We start from the raw sequence: 14,467 nt of genomic DNA, 5'->3' as shown, positions 1-14,467 counted from the left end.
TGTCGCCCCCCCCCCCCCCCCGGGCAGGGGGGGGGTGGGGGGGGGGTAACCGGGGGGGCGATGGGGTGCGGCCGAGGCCGCGCCTACGGCTGGGGGTCGCGGACCAGGTGGATGTCGGTCGGCGTGACCAATGCGATGCCGTTCGCCGCACACTGCTGCAACAGCTCGAACAGCAGCGCACTGCGCGTGCCGTACACGCTCCGCGCCGACGGCACGTAGGCGAAGCTGTTGATCGCGACCAGCCCGCCGTTGATCGAATCGATGAACACCGACGGCGCCGGCTCGCTCAGCACGGTTTCATTGGCCGCGTAGATGTCCAGCATCAGGCCGCGCAGCTTGCCCACGTCGGTACCCAGCGGCACCGAGAACTGGATCTGGATCCGCCCCAGCGCATTGGCCATGGTCATGTTGCGGATGGTCTTGGTGATCAGTTCGGAGTTCGGCACGATCAGCGTGGACTTGTCGCCCACCTGGATCTCGGTCGAACGCACCGAGATGCGGCGGATGTCGCCCTCCTGGTCGCCGATCTTCACCCAGTCGCCGATCTTGACCGGGCGCTCGGCCAACAGGATCAGGCCGGACACGAAGTTCTGGGTGATCGCCTGCAGGCCGAAGCCGATGCCCACCGACAGGGCGCTGGCCAGCAGCGCCAGCTTCTCGAAGCCGATGCCCAGCGTCGCCAGTGCCCACAAGGCCGCCAGCACGATGCCGGTGTAATGGGCCACGGTGCTGATCGAGTTGCGTGCGCCGGTGTCCAGGTCGGTCTTGGGCAGGTAGGTCTCGGTCAGCCAGCGCTGCACCACGCGCATCAGCGCCAGCCCGCACAGCAGCACCACGATCGCCCAGAACACCGACGACGGCCGCAGCACGCTGCCGCCGATCCGGACCCCACCCGCCAGCGCCTGCACCCAGTCGTACAGCACGCTGACATTGCCGAATGGCGCCACCACGGCGGTGATGCCGACGATCACCAGCACCACCCGCAGCGTCGCCGACACCAGCACCCCGCCCTGCTCCAGCCGTCCCGGCGGCAGGCCGGTGGACAGCCGCAGCGTGCGCCCGATGGCGCTCTCCGGCGCCAGCAGCCACAGCGCGAAGTCATCGGCGAACTTCATCAGCAACTGCGTGGCCAGCACCACCACGGTCACCCACACCATCTGCTGCGCGGTGAACATGGCGAAGTTCAGGTAACCCAGCAAGGTGGCGATCAACGCGCCGAACACGGCCAGGTGGCCACCCAGCCGCGCCACCACCAGCCAGCCGCTGCGCGACCCGCGCGTGGCGTGCGGCTTGCCCGCCGCCTCGGCCTCCTGCTCGGCCTGCGCGGCTTCGGCCGACCGGCGCCGGTGCAGGGCGGCAAGCGTGGCCAGCATGCTCATGATCAGGCCGACGTAGGTCAGCGCGATCAGCCCGTCCAGGGTGATCGTGCCCACATTCGAAGTCAGCGCCGCGCGGCTGACCGCGCGCATCAGCATGGTCAACCAGGTCAGCCAGGCCGCGCCCCAGGCGAAGCGGCGCAGGCGCACCGCCGCCAGGTCATCGATGTCCAGCAACCGCCACGACGGTCGGGTCGGCACCAGCAGGCACGCGGCCAGCGCGGCGATGAAGGCGGCGATGAAGGTGGCCACCACGAAGGTGTCGGCCACCGACACCAGCCGTGGCGCGATCGCCGAGATCGCATCCAGACTGCCGACCAGCAGCTTGGCCGCCAGTCCCGGCAGCAGCGTGCCGACCAGCAGCAGCCACACCGCCAGACCGGTGCGACGCACCCGCCCTGCCGGCGCACGCTCGGATGCGGCGTAGCGCCGCCCCAGGTGGCGCAGCCACAAGCGCAGCGGGAACACCATCAACAGGGCCATCACCGCACCGGCCAGCGGCACGGTCCACCCGTGTTTCGCGGTTGCCCTGGACAGGCCGTCGCGCGCCTGCTGGCCCAGCGACTGCAGCCGCGACAGGTCATCGGGCAGGTGCTGGGCGAACTCGCGCCACAGCGTCGGCGACAACGGCGATGCCACCTTGCGGCCCAACTGCTCGCCCAGCAGCTGGGCGCGCATCTTCTCGATCGATTCGCTCTGCTGGCGTGCGTCCTCGGCCAGCAGCTTGCCGCGCGCGATGTCGCTGTTGAGGTCGCTGCGCTGCTTGTCCAGCGCCTTGCGCTGGCGGGCGATGTCCTGGTCCTCGCCGCCTTCGGGCACCGGCCCGAGCAGCGCGATGCGCGCGTCCAGCGCCTCCAGGTCCGGCTGCAACGCCTGCACGCTGGCCTCGGCGTCACGCTGGGCCTGGCTGGCCTGGTCGACGAGGGTCTTCAGCGTTTCCTGTGCATCGGCGTCATTGACCGCACGCTTGACCGCATCCAGCGCACGCGAGGCCTTCTCGATGCGGGCCTGCGGCGTCAGCGTGGCGGCGCTGCCCGCATCGGGCGCGGCCCAGGCAATGCCGGCCGGTACGCCGGCGCCGATCAGGACAGTGGCAAGCAGGGCCGTACGCAACGGCTGCAACAGGCAGGACAGGAACAAGGGCACGCACCGGAACGCGCGGACCACCGCGCATGGCGCGACTATAGAACAGGCCACGTCCAGATCATGCGAACCACCCGCTGCTTCGCGCCGGCACGCCTCAGTACGTCGCGCGCAGCTCGGCGATATGCGGCGCGTTGAGCGCGTAGATCTCCTGGAATTCCTCCTCGGTCAACTCGTCCGGCGCGTACACCGCCACCGGGTCGAATTCCAGTCCATGGGACGGGGGTTGGTGTGGCCCGGCGCGCAGCGAGAAGCCGTGCCCTTCGTACTCCACCCGCGCCGGCAGCGATTCCCAGCGCTCGCGCGCGAAACGGTTCTGGCCCTTGAGCAGTATCACTGCGTACATGGATTTCTCCCGCTGACGGATGGCACCAGCCTAAGCCCGCCAGGTTCAAGCCCGGGTTAACGGCGCCACGCACCGGCATGGCCGCTGCGCACGGCACGCCAAGCTTGCCGAAAAGGGGTATGCCGGCCACAACCCCTTCACCGCTGCTGGCCTATAGCTGGACTCCCGACGCCCGACCGCCGTTGCACCATGCGCAAGCTTCCGCCCCTGCCCACCGTGTCGTCGCTGGAGCTCCAGCGCTACCTGGGCACGTGGTACGAAATCGACCGGTTGCCGCTGCAGCACGAACCCCGGGATGCCACCGACGTCAGCGCCTTCTACTCGCTCAACGACGACGGCAGCCTGCGCGTGCAGAGCCGCTGCCTGCACCATGGCGAGCTGGAGGAAGCGATCGGCCAGGCGTGGCCGGTGGATGGCAACAACAGCAGGCTGGAAGTGAGCTTCCCCACCCACGACGCACGCGCGGCACCTTGGGGCGTGGGCGACTACTGGGTGATCCAGCTGGACCGCAGCTATTCCACCGCGCTGGTCGGCAGCCCCGACCGGCACTCGCTGTGGCTGCTGGCACGCCAGCCGGAGATGGACGAGACCACCCGCCGCCACTACATCGCCTACGCCCGCCAGAACGGCTTCGACGTGGACGAACTGATCCACACCCCGCACACCGGGCACCGCACGGCATGAACCGGCACCGGCAGCCATGGACCTGAAAAGCGGCTATCCGTTCTGGGCGATCCGCAATGGCCTGATGCAGGCGTTCCCGCGGCTGGAGCGCGACCTGCACTGCGAGGTGGTGGTCATCGGCGGCGGCATCACCGGCGCGCTGATCGGCGAGCGGCTGGGCCGCCACGGCCATGAGGTCGTGGTGGTGGAACAACGCGACATCGGCTGGGGCTCCACCGCGGCCAGCACCGCCCTGCTGCAGTACGAGATCGACACGCCGATGTCCGAACTGACACGCCGCTTCGGGCTGGAGGCCGCGCTGCAGGCGTACCGGGCCTGCGCCGAGGCCGTCGGCGAACTGGGCGAACTCGCCGGGCAGGTCCGCAACGTGGATTTCCAGCGCGCCGGCAGCCTGTACTACGCCAGCCGGCGCAGGGACCTGGGCCCCCTGATCGACGAGTTCGAACTGCGCCAACGACACGGCCTGGCCGTGCACTGGCTGGATGCGGCGGGCGTGCGGGAGCGCTTCGGCTTCACGGCCCCCGGGGCCATCCTCAGCGACGTGGCCGCGCGCATCGACCCCTACCGCATGACCTACCGGCTGCTGCGGCGGCTGCAACGCGCCGGCGGACGGGTGCATGACCGCACCCGCATCGACGGCATCGAGGTACACCCACGCAGCGTCCTGCTCCGTACCAGCGACGGCGTCAGCGTACGTTGCCGGCAGGTGGTGGTCGCCGCCGGCTACGCCAGCCAGCACTGGCTGACGCACAAGGTGGCCAGCAACCGCAGCAGCTATGCCTACGTCACCGACCCGTTGCCACGGGACATGCTTGGCCCGCTCGCCTCCACCCTGGTGTGGGAGACCGCGCGCCCGTACCTGTACCTGCGCAGCACCGCGGACCAGCGCCTGCTGGTCGGCGGCGACGACGACGCGGTCGACATCCCGGCCCGGCGCGATGCCCGCGTCGATCGCAAGGCACGCGGCCTGGCCGGCAAGGTCGCCGCGTTGTTCCCGCACCTGGAGGTGCCCCCTGCCTTCGCCTGGGCCGGCACCTTCGCCGAAACCGACGACGGCCTGCCCTTCTTCGGCCCGCACCCGCAATGGGGCCCGCGGGTCCATTTCGCGATGGCCTACGGCGGCAACGGCATCACCTACTCGATGACCGGCGCGGCCATCGTGCAGGCCGCGATCGAGCGCCGGAAGCATCCACTGGCGGCGCTGTACGCGTTCCAGCGGCGCGAACGTGGCCGGGGTGGCTGAACCTGGCAGGGGATGACAGGCATCATTCAAGCCGATTCTGGTAGCGTTCGGATGGCCCGTCATCCGCGGCGCGGCCTGCACCTGGAGTGATTCCCGTGATCCGATCCCCGCTGCTCCTCGCCCTGCTGCTGGCCCCGGTCGTTGCCCTGGCCAACGACCCGACCCCCGAATCACTGGACCTGAGCGTGCCGCAGGCGCCGATGCGCTACCTGGGCGACCCGTCCTACCAGCGCGATGCCCCTGGTACCTACTACGGCGACCACAGCGGGCGCGGCCTGCCGCGCAAGGCGGACCCGGATGCCCCCACCGTGGTGGACGACACGCTGCAGGTGCACGGCGCGGTAAGTACCGGCATCGGCTATTCCAAGGCCTACGGCAACAGCCACTGGAGCGCGGTGGACCTGAACCTGGGCAAGAACTACACCAACGACGACGGCAAGACCCGGCGCATGGACGTGAACATCCACCTCAGCAAGGGCGAGGGCGGCGGTCCGTTCGGTTACTACGGCCCCGGCCCCTGGGGCGGCTGGTAAGCACTCAGCTGCTGCAGCGCATCCACACGCAGTCGATGGCATCCAGCGCGATGTGCACCAGCAACCCGATGCCGAACAGGCGGGTGCGCCGCGGCACCGTCAGACCCGCGTAGACGGCCACCGCCGGCGCGGTATGCAGCGGGTGGAAGCCCACGCTGCAGCGGTCCGGCGCGTAGATCGGGTCGGCCAGCAGGTGGTCCAGGTCGATCACCCAGCCCAGCAGCAGCAACAGCCACGCCTTGCCGAACTGCGGGCGCCAGAACAGCCACGCCAGCAGGGCCGGCACCGCCACGTGCAGGCACAGGTGGATGATCGCGCGCAGGCTCATCGCAAGCGGACCGGCCTCAGCCGGCCGTCTCCTGCAGGCTGCGCATGTCGATGACGAAGCGGTACTTCACGTCGGCGCGCTCCATGCGTTCGAAGGCCGCGTCGATGTCCTGCATCCGGATCTGCTCGCAGTCGGGGTAGATGCCGTTCTCGGCGCAGAAGGCGAGCAGCTCGGCGGTCTCGGCGATGCCACCGATCAGCGAACCACCCACCTGCTTGCGTCCGCGCACCAGCAAGCCGGCATCCAGGGGCGGCATCTCTTCCAGCGCACCGACGATCACCAGCCGTCCGCCCACGTCCAGCAACTTCACGTAGGGCTTGAGGTCATGCGACACCGGCACCGTGTCCAGGATCAGGTCCAACGACGCGGTGGCGGCCTTCATCGCCTCGGCATCGCGCGATACCAGCACGTGGTGGGCGCCAAGCGCGCGCGCATCCTCGGCCTTGCCGGCGCTGCCGGTGACCAGGGTGACCTCGCAGCCCAGCGCCACGCCCAGCTTGACCGCCATGTGGCCCAACCCGCCCAGGCCGATCACGCCCAGCCGGGTGCCCGGGCCGGCGCCATGGCGACGCAGCGGCGACCAGCTGGTGATGCCGGCACACAGCAGCGGCGCGGCGCGGGCCAGGTCCAGCGCCGGCGGCAACGCGATGGCGAAGGCCTCGCGCACCACCATCGCCCGCGAATAGCCGCCCTGGGTGATCTCCCCGCTGACGCGGTCGCGGCCGTTGTAGGTCATGGTCACGCCGTGCCGGCAGAACTGTTCCTCGCCGTGGTGGCACTGGTCGCAGTCCTGGCAACTATCGACCATGCAGCCCACACCGACCGCGTCGCCGACCTTGAGCCCCTTCACCGCCGGGCCGACCGCGCTGACGCGGCCGATGATCTCGTGCCCGGGCACCATCGGGTAGCGCGCCGAGCCCCAGTCATTGCGGGCCTGGTGCAGGTCGGAGTGGCACACCCCGCAATACAGGATGTCGATGGCCACGTCGTCGGCGCGCAGCGCGCGGCGGTCGATCGCCAGCGGTTGCAGGGGCGTGCCGGCGGAAAGGGCGGCGTAGGCAAGCGTGCGCATGGGGCGGTATTCCAGCTGAATCGCCGGCAATTGTAGACGGCCCGGCCGAGGCCCGGCGTTACACTATGCAGCCGCCGGACGGTCCCGCGCGGCCGTTCCGGAGTGGCAATGATCAACAACGACGTACTGCGCAGCATCCGCTACATGCTCGACCTGAGCGATGCCATGGTGGTGGACACCATCCTGCTGGCCGACCCCGGTTTCGCGGTGGACCAGGCCCAGGTGCATGACTTCCTGCGCAAGGATGACGAGCCCCTGTTCGAGACCTGCCCGGACGCGGTGCTGGCGCGCTTCCTCGATGGCCTGATCTACCACTACCGCGGCCGCGACGAATCGCAGCCGCAGCGCCCGCCGGAGAAGCGCGTCACCAACAACATCGTGCTGAAGAAGCTGCGCGTGGCCTTCGAGCTGAAGGACGTGGACATGCATGCGATCTTCGAAGCCGCCGGCTTCCCGATGTCCAAGCCGGAACTGTCGGCACTGTTCCGCCAGCCGGACCACAAGAACTACCGCGAATGCGGCGACCAGGCCCTGCGCAACTTCCTCAAGGGCCTGACCCAGCGGGTACGCCCGTAGGAGCGGCCTTGGCCGCGAAGCACGTGATGCCCCAACGATGCCGGCCTGGCCACTGGAGTCGCGCCTGCCGGCGGTGCCGGGTTCAACGGATGCGGTAGACGCGCGCCTTGGGCAGGTCCTCGTCGACCTGCAGGAACCAGCGGCCGGCGATGCCCGGCACCACCTGGATCTCCGGCGACTGCAGGGTCTGGCGCAGGCGCATCTGGCCCTTGAGCACCCGCCATTGCTGGCCGTTGTCCAGCGTGAACACCGTGCCCGGCTCCCAGCCTTCCACCGCGCCCTGCACCCTGGCCTGCACCGGGCCTTCTTCCAGACCGATCTGCATCGGTGCCGGCACCGGCAGCGCCGTCGTTGCCGCCGGCGCCGCGGCGTCGGCCTCGCCCAGCATGCGGTTGAGCAACTGCAGTTGCTGCGCGCTCAGCCCGACCTCACGCAACTGCTCGGCACTGAGCCGCTGTTCCAGCGGGACGTAGTCGCGCTGGGCCCAGGCCAGCGGCGTGGTCAGCAACAGCGAGGCGGCAAGCAGCAGGCGGGTCTTCATGGCAGCGATTGTTTGGGATCGCCGTGCACGATGCTGCAGTTTGGTTACCACTGGGTTACAAGGGCGGATTACCCTCACCCCAACCCCTCTCCCGCTGGCGGGAGAGGGGCTCAGCCCAGCGCGTGTTGAGGCGAGTCTGTGCAGCTGCAGCGTTTGAAGCCCCTCTCCCGCCAGCGGGAGAGGGGTTGGGGTGAGGGCCGCCCTTCAATCAAGCAAAAAAAAGAAAGGCCCGGCAATGCCGGGCCTTTCTCTGTGCAACAGGTACGAACGTCTTACCAGCTGAAGCGCGGGCCGACGGTCCATTCCTTGTCGCCGTGGCGGTTCATCTTGATGTCGCCGTTGATGCCCCAGTTCTGGTTCAACTTCACCTGGCCACCCAGGCGGCCGTAGAACTGGCCACCGTCCAGCGGCTCCACGCCGTGCTTCTTGTCGAAGTCTTCGTAGCCAGCCAGTGCATAGACTTCGGCGTGCTGGCCGAACGCGGTGCGGATGCCGGCTTCAGCGCTGTAGCCGTTGAAGTCCAGGTCGGCGTAACGCAGGTCCAGCTTCTGGTAGGCCGCGCGCGCAACGAAGTCGGTGCTGTTGGCGATTTCCTTGTTGAAGCCAACGCCGACGCGCCACTGGTTGAAGCGGGCGTTGGTGTGGTCGATTTCCTGGCGGTCGAAATCACCGAACACGTGGAAGTTCTGGTGGAACGCCCAGGAGCCCTTCACGCCCCAACCATCGGCCTTGCCGCCATCGATGTCGGTCTTGGCGTAGTCCGCTTCAGCGTAGTTGTAGGACAGGCCTTCGGCGGCCGAAGCAGCGAACGGGAGAGCGGCTGCCAGGGCCAGAGCGATCAACGAAGTCTTCATGGGCACACCTTATTCGTAGGGGGATTACAGACTTGATGGCACGCAGCGATGAGGGCTGCTGCGTACGTCCGGATGTAATTTTTCCGTTAGTCACCCCAACCCATCCTGAAACCATGGGCCACGAAGAACGCGTTTTTTAGGCTTCCATTCAGGCGTTTTCTGCCACGCGCGCAGCGCGCGCCGCATTTCATTCAGCCATGCATCCGCTGCATGAAGAATCAATGCCCGTGCGCGCCACCGACTTTGCCGAATGTGGTGGGAAGCGGTGTTTCCAGCAATGGCACGCCGGTCTCGATGTCACGCAGGATCGGGCAGTCGGGGCGCTCGTCGCCTGCGCAGCAGTCGGCCAGCGCCTGCACGGTGCGCACCATCTCCTGCAATTCGGTGATGCGCTGCTGCAGTACCTGCACGTGCTCCAGCGCCATGCGCTTGACGTCGGCGCTGTGGCGCGAGCGGTCCTGCCACAGCTGCAGCAACTCGGCGATGCGCTCGACGCTGAAGCCCATGTCGCGCGAACGCTTGATGAAGCCCAGCGTGTGGATGTCGCGCGGGCCGTACATGCGGTAGCCCGACTCGGTGCGGGCCACCGGCCCGATCAGGCCGGTGTCCTCGTAGTAGCGGATCATCTTGGCGGAGATGCCGCTGGCCTTGGCCGCCTGGCCGATGTTCATGCTTGCTTCCATCCTCGTCTCCCTCAACCCTTGGCCGGCTGGAAGCGCTTGAGCCGCAGCGCATTGCCCAGCACGAACACCGAGGACAACGCCATCGCGCCGGCGGCGAACACCGGCGAGAGCAGGACGCCCCAGTGCGGATACAACGCGCCCGCGGCCACCGGGATCAGCGCGGTGTTGTAGGCGAACGCCCAGAACAGGTTCTGGCCGATGTTGCCCATTGTCGCCTTGCTCAGCGCGATGGCGTTGGGCACGCCCTGCAGGCTGCCGGACATCAGCACCACGTCGGCGGCCTCGATGGCCACGTCGGTACCGGTGCCGATCGCCATGCCAACGTCGGCCTCGGCCAGCGCCGGCGCGTCGTTGATGCCATCGCCCACGTAGGCCAGGCGGCCATGCGCGGCCTTGAGCCGGCGCACCGCCTCGACCTTGCCGTCCGGCAGCACCTCGGCCACCACTTCGTCGATGCCCAGCTGGCGTGCGATGGCTTCGGCGGTGCGGCGGTTGTCGCCGGTGATCATCGCCACCTTCAGGCCCAGCGCATGCAGGCTGGCGATGGCGGTGCGGGTGTCGTGCTTGATCGGGTCGGAGACGGCGATGATCGCCGCCAGGCGGCCATCGATGGCGGCGTACAGCGGGCTCTTGCCCTCCTCGCCCAGGCGCTTGGCGTCCTGGCCGAACACCGCCACGTCCAGCCCCAGGGCCTGCATGAAGCGGTCCGCGCCCACTTCCACGCGCATGCCGCCGGCCTGGGCGCGCACGCCGTAGCCGGTGACCGATTCGAACGCCTCCACCGCCGGCAACTGCAGCCCTTCCTGCTGGGCCGCACTGACGATGGCACGGGCGATGGGGTGTTCGGAGCGGTCTTCCACCGCGGCGACGCGGGCCAGCACGTCGCCGCGTGCAAAGCCGTCGGCCAGCTGCAGGTCGGTCAGCACCGGACGGCCTTCGGTCAGCGTGCCGGTCTTGTCCACCGCCACCACCTGCGCTTCCTTCAACAGCTGCAGCGCTTCACCCTTGCGGAACAGCACGCCCAGCTCCGCGCCACGGCCGGTGCCGACCATGATCGAGGTCGGCGTGGCCAGGCCCATCGCACACGGGCAGGCGATGATCAGCACCGCCACCGCGTTGACCAGGCCGAAGGTCAGCGCCGGCTGCGGGCCGAACAGCAACCACACTACGAAGGTGAGCAGCGCCAGGCCCATCACCGCCGGCACGAACCACAGCGTGATGCGATCCACCAGCGTCTGGATCGGCAACTTGGCGGTCTGCGCCTGCTCGACCATGCGGATGATCTGCGCCAGCACCGTGGCACCGCCCACCGCCGTGGCACGCACGCCGAGCGTGCCGGTCTGGTTGACGGTGCCGCCGATGACGGTGCCGCCCGGTGCCTTGCTCACCGGCACCGGCTCGCCGCTGATCATCGATTCGTCGACATAGCTCTCGCCGTCGATCACCTCGCCATCCACCGCGATGCGTTCGCCCGGGCGCACGTCGATGACGTCACCGCTGGCAATCTGTTCCAGCGGCAGCTCGACCACGCTGCCGTCGCGGCGTACGCGGGCGGTCTTGGCCTGCAGCGTCAGCAGACGCTTGATGGCCTCGGAGGTACGTCCCTTGGCCTTGGCCTCGAGCATGCGGCCGAGCAGGATCAGGGTGACGATCACCGCCGCTGCTTCGTAGTAGACGTTGACCGTGCCGGCCGGCAACAGGCGCGGCGCGAACGTGGCCACCAGCGAGAACCCGTAGGCTGCCAGCGTGCCCACCGCGACCAGCGAGTTCATGTCCGGGGCGGCGCGCAGCAGCGCCGGGATGCCCTTCTGGTAGAAGCGACGGCCCGGCAGCACCAGCACCAGCGTGGTCAGCGCGAACTGCAGCAACCAGCTGTTCTGCGTGCCCAGCGTGCCGGCGATGAAGTGGTGGAAGGCCGGCACCAGGTGTCCGCCCATTTCCAACGCGAACACCGGCAGGGTCAGCAGCGCGGCCAGCAGCAGGTCGCGCTTGAGCACGCGCAGTTCATCGGCATGCCGCTGTGCCTGGGCATCCTCGCTGGCCCCGGCCGGGTCGACGCGGCTGGCGGTGTAGCCGGCCCTGGCGACGGCGGCGATCAGCGCACCGGCGTCCAGCGCCGCATCACCCTGCACGCTGGCGCGTTCGGTGGCCAGGTTGACGCTGGCCGACTGCACGCCCGGCACCGCCTTCAGCGCGCGCTCCACGCGGCCCACGCACGAGGCGCAGGTCATGCCTTCGATCACCAGTTCCACCGGCGCCGGCGCGCTGACCTCGTAGCCCACCTTGCGCACCGCCTGCACCAGCACCTGGCGCTCGACGCTGCCATCGGTCTGCACGCTGGCGCGTTCGGTGGCCAGGTTGACGCTGGCCTGCCGCACGCCGGGCACCGCCTTGAGCGCGCGCTCTACCCGGCCCACGCAGGAAGCGCAGGTCATGCCTTCGATCATCAGGTCCTGGTGGCCGGGCTGGCCGGCGTTTGCCGTGGTCATCGGCGTGTCTCCATGGGTGGTCGGCTGCACCTTAAAGGTTCCCATGATGGGAAGGTCAAGCGGCCTGAAGGCCAAGCCAACCGCCGCCATTCATGGGCCGATGGCGCTTGACCTTGCCACCGTGGCAAGGCGCATCCTTGCCGCCCATCCACAGGAGCTCTCCATGAAACTGCATATCGAAAGCATGACCTGCGGCGGCTGCGCGCGCAGCGTGACCGCCACGGTGAAGGACATCGATCCGGCCGCGACGGTGGACATCGACCTGCCCAGCAAGACCGTGCAGATCCAGTCGGCGCAGCCGCTGGCGCGTTTCACCCAGGCCTTGGACGAGGCCGGTTTCCCGGCCCAGGTAGAGGGCTGACCCCCGAACGCACCGCGCTGCCCCCTCCCTTTGCGCAGCAAGGGGAGGGTTGGGGAGGGGTCCGGTTTTGCGGATGCTTCGGACGCTGCCGGTTTCCCCGCCGAGGCCGCGCCTACGGCTGTGCGGGGGCGCGCTTCCAGACTTCGCGCTCGACCCGGCGCTGCCCTTCCCAGCGTTCCAGCGTCCACACATCGCCTTCCAGCGTGTAGCGGAAGGTGTAGGTACCTCCATTTTCCAGCGGGTAGGACGCCATCAGCGGGGTTTCCACGTACTGGCCCGCCTCGGCCTGCCAACGGCCCGAGCCGCCCGCCCAGAACGTGCCGGCGCGGGTCGTGGTGAAGGCGAAGCGGCCATCGGCCAGCAGCTTGGTGCCAGCCAGCTTCAGGCTGGCGTAGTCGACCACCGCGCCTTCGGCATTGATGGACTCACCGGACTGCAATTCCCACGCACCATCCAGGCGGGCGTCGTTGGCCGAAGCCGCCCACGCCACCAGCAGCAGTGGCACTGCAAGACAGGAACGCAACGGCATCGGTCACTCCAGTGGATGAACAGGCCCGCATTGTGCGCAACCCGATGCGCTCCAGGCCAACACCGGTGCATCGGTAACCGTTGTCCCCGGGCGGTATCATGGGCGCATTCCTGAAAACGGCGAATGTCCACGTGCAGACCCTGCTGACCCCGGTATCGATTGGCGAACTGATCGACAAGATCACCATCCTGGAGATCAAGGCCGAGCGCATCACCGAGGCCGGCAAGCTGGCCAACGTGCGCACCGAACTGAATGGCCTGTGGCCGCTGTGGCTGGAACAGCAGGCAGCGCGCCCGGCGCTGGCGGCATTGAAGGACCAGCTCAAGGCCATCAACGAGCGCATGTGGGACATCCAGGACGCCCTGCGCGCCAAGGAATCGCAGCAGGATTTCGGCGCCGAGTTCATCACCCTGGCGCGTGGCGTCTACGGCACCAACGGCGAGCGCATCGTGGTCAAGAACGAGATCAACCGCGTCGCCGGCTCGGCGCTGGTGGAAGAAAAGCAGTACCAGGGCGAGTAAGCCCCCACCACGCGGGCATGCCCTTCCCCGCCCCTGCGCCGACGGCACAGGGGTGCGGTTCCGCTAGAACGCCAGCTGCGCCCACAGGCCGGCTTCGTGGCTTTCCAGCGTGCGGCTGGTGGTGCGCTGCTCCACGCGCTTGCCGACCATCGCCAGGCGCAGGTGGCCGTTGGGCTTCCACTCCACGCCCAACTGGTCATAGCGCTCGCGCGTGCGCGGGTCGATGTCCAGGCTCATGCGGGTTTGCTCGTGGCGGGCGAACAGCGCGTAGGCCGGCGTCAACCGGTAGCTCGCCCAGGCCGACCAGCCACGCTGGTCGTCGCTGCCGGGGCGGGTGATCCGGTTCCAGTCCTGTGCGTGGAAATACTGCGCGCCAACGCGGCCGCGCTCGCCCACCCAACTGGCCATCGCGTTCCAGCGCTGCGCGGTATGTTCGCGCGGGCGGTTGCCGGCATCCTGCGCACGGGTGCCACGGTATCCGCCTGCCGCCAGCTCGACGCCCTTGGCCGGCATCCATCCGACCCGCGCCTCGACATCCGCGCGGCGGCCCAGGCGCGGCTTCTGGTAACCGCCGCCGGTCACCACCGAGGCGGCGTACACCAGGTCCCCGCGGGTGTACTGGCCGTGCACGCCGTAATCGGCCGTGCTGCCCATCCGGGTCCGCGCGATCAGGCCGGCGTCGACGTAGCGAAACCCCTCGCGCGCGGACTCCTGCTGGATCCACGGCAACGGCGCATTGCCCAGCCGCAGCCAGCTGCCCTTGCCGAAACTGCGCTGCACGTAGGCGTGGCGCAGCCACAGGTCGCTGGCCTGGCTGTTGCGCAGCCACTGCAGGTCGGTGGTGACCTGCATGGACCAACGCTCGTTGAAACGGTGGTCCACGTTGATGAAGGTGCGCTTGAGGTCGACGGCCAGGCCTTCGTCCTCGCGGGTGACGCCATCACGGTCGAGCTGGCTGGCGTTGACGAAGATCTGGGTGGAAACCCGGGTGGCCGGGGCGGTGTCCTGTGCCTGTGCGGCCAATGGCATGCACAGGGCGGCCAGGGCCAGCGCGGCGCGGTGGGGGAGGTGCATCGTCGTTCCTTGCGGGAGCGCGCGCCATGCGGGCCGGGCGCCGGGTCGGGTTGGGGGCATCCGGCGGTGGGGGGCGACCGGGCCGGACAGGGCATCCCCCCATAGCGGCAGGCG

At 68.9% G+C, this 14,467-nt stretch carries 16 protein-coding genes; 6 read left to right on the top strand and 10 right to left on the bottom strand.

Annotated elements, in window-relative coordinates:
- Positions 1-83 precede the first annotated feature (83 nt).
- Together ATCM_RS05445 and ATCM_RS05440 are read right to left on the bottom strand one after the other, a co-directional pair.
- Positions 84-2,516, bottom strand: coding sequence for a DUF3772 domain-containing protein (locus tag ATCM_RS05445; RefSeq protein WP_243693966.1), 2,433 nt, complete (start codon positions 2,514-2,516; stop codon positions 84-86).
- Between the two features lie 100 nt (positions 2,517-2,616).
- Positions 2,617-2,865, bottom strand: a complete 249-nt coding sequence (locus tag ATCM_RS05440; RefSeq protein ID WP_132863225.1) for a hypothetical protein — start codon at positions 2,863-2,865, stop codon at positions 2,617-2,619.
- A gap of 189 nt (positions 2,866-3,054) precedes the next feature.
- On the opposite strand from ATCM_RS05440, the gene ATCM_RS05435 reads away from it, so the two are divergent.
- The 3 genes from ATCM_RS05435 to ATCM_RS05425 all read left to right on the top strand — a co-directional run bounded on the left by ATCM_RS05435 (position 3,055) and on the right by ATCM_RS05425 (position 5,325).
- Positions 3,055-3,549: a lipocalin family protein gene (locus ATCM_RS05435; protein WP_132863224.1), complete on the top strand. Its 495-nt coding sequence runs from the start codon at positions 3,055-3,057 to the stop codon at positions 3,547-3,549.
- 16 nt (positions 3,550-3,565) lie between these two features.
- A complete protein-coding gene (locus ATCM_RS05430; RefSeq protein ID WP_132863223.1) occupies positions 3,566-4,792 on the top strand; it encodes an FAD-dependent oxidoreductase in 1,227 nt (408 codons plus the stop codon).
- Positions 4,793-4,887: 95 nt separating this feature from the next.
- Entirely contained in the window at positions 4,888-5,325 is a 438-nt protein-coding gene (locus ATCM_RS05425; protein WP_132863222.1) for a hypothetical protein, read from the top strand.
- A gap of 4 nt (positions 5,326-5,329) precedes the next feature.
- On the opposite strand, the gene ATCM_RS05420 is transcribed toward ATCM_RS05425, so the two are convergent.
- Complete coding sequence (locus tag ATCM_RS05420) at positions 5,330-5,653, bottom strand: DUF6122 family protein (protein WP_132863221.1); 324 nt, start codon at positions 5,651-5,653, stop codon at positions 5,330-5,332.
- Between the two features lie 16 nt (positions 5,654-5,669).
- Positions 5,670-6,725: an NAD(P)-dependent alcohol dehydrogenase gene (locus tag ATCM_RS05415; RefSeq protein ID WP_132863220.1), complete on the bottom strand. Its 1,056-nt coding sequence runs from the start codon at positions 6,723-6,725 to the stop codon at positions 5,670-5,672.
- Positions 6,726-6,833: 108 nt separating this feature from the next.
- On the opposite strand from ATCM_RS05415, the gene ATCM_RS05410 reads away from it, so the two are divergent.
- Entirely contained in the window at positions 6,834-7,301 is a 468-nt protein-coding gene (locus ATCM_RS05410; protein ID WP_132863219.1) for a DUF1456 family protein, read from the top strand.
- Between the two features lie 82 nt (positions 7,302-7,383).
- On the opposite strand, the gene ATCM_RS05405 is transcribed toward ATCM_RS05410, so the two are convergent.
- The 4 genes from ATCM_RS05405 to ATCM_RS05390 all read right to left on the bottom strand — a co-directional run bounded on the left by ATCM_RS05405 (position 7,384) and on the right by ATCM_RS05390 (position 11,868).
- On the bottom strand, positions 7,384-7,842 hold the full coding sequence (locus ATCM_RS05405; RefSeq protein ID WP_132863218.1) for a hypothetical protein: 459 nt from the start codon (positions 7,840-7,842) through the stop codon (positions 7,384-7,386).
- A 272-nt stretch (positions 7,843-8,114) separates the two neighbouring features.
- A complete protein-coding gene (locus ATCM_RS05400; protein WP_132863217.1) occupies positions 8,115-8,696 on the bottom strand; it encodes an Ax21 family protein in 582 nt (193 codons plus the stop codon).
- 218 nt (positions 8,697-8,914) lie between these two features.
- Positions 8,915-9,367, bottom strand: coding sequence for a Cu(I)-responsive transcriptional regulator (gene cueR / locus ATCM_RS05395; RefSeq protein ID WP_132863216.1), 453 nt, complete (start codon positions 9,365-9,367; stop codon positions 8,915-8,917).
- 23 nt (positions 9,368-9,390) lie between these two features.
- Positions 9,391-11,868, bottom strand: coding sequence for a heavy metal translocating P-type ATPase (locus ATCM_RS05390; protein ID WP_132863215.1), 2,478 nt, complete (start codon positions 11,866-11,868; stop codon positions 9,391-9,393).
- A 163-nt stretch (positions 11,869-12,031) separates the two neighbouring features.
- Here ATCM_RS05390 and ATCM_RS05385 point away from each other — a divergent pair, with 163 nt between their 5' ends.
- The gene (locus ATCM_RS05385) at positions 12,032-12,229 is read left to right on the top strand and encodes a heavy-metal-associated domain-containing protein (RefSeq protein ID WP_132863214.1); all 198 of its coding nucleotides are present in this window, start codon (positions 12,032-12,034) and stop codon (positions 12,227-12,229) included.
- Positions 12,230-12,341: 112 nt separating this feature from the next.
- Here the strand turns inward: ATCM_RS05385 and ATCM_RS05380 are convergent, their stop codons facing one another.
- Positions 12,342-12,758: a hypothetical protein gene (locus tag ATCM_RS05380; RefSeq protein ID WP_132863213.1), complete on the bottom strand. Its 417-nt coding sequence runs from the start codon at positions 12,756-12,758 to the stop codon at positions 12,342-12,344.
- A gap of 131 nt (positions 12,759-12,889) precedes the next feature.
- Here ATCM_RS05380 and ATCM_RS05375 point away from each other — a divergent pair, with 131 nt between their 5' ends.
- The gene (locus ATCM_RS05375; protein WP_132863212.1) at positions 12,890-13,279 is read left to right on the top strand and encodes a DUF6165 family protein; all 390 of its coding nucleotides are present in this window, start codon (positions 12,890-12,892) and stop codon (positions 13,277-13,279) included.
- Between the two features lie 63 nt (positions 13,280-13,342).
- On the opposite strand, the gene ATCM_RS05370 is transcribed toward ATCM_RS05375, so the two are convergent.
- A complete protein-coding gene (locus ATCM_RS05370) occupies positions 13,343-14,353 on the bottom strand; it encodes an OprO/OprP family phosphate-selective porin (protein WP_243693965.1) in 1,011 nt (336 codons plus the stop codon).
- Positions 14,354-14,467 lie beyond the last annotated feature (114 nt).

Origin of the sequence: Stenotrophomonas sp. ATCM1_4 (assembly GCF_004348115.1) — a bacterium.
Classification (GTDB): domain Bacteria; phylum Pseudomonadota; class Gammaproteobacteria; order Xanthomonadales; family Xanthomonadaceae; genus Stenotrophomonas; species Stenotrophomonas capsici.
This window is presented reverse-complemented; position numbering and strand designations above follow the sequence as displayed.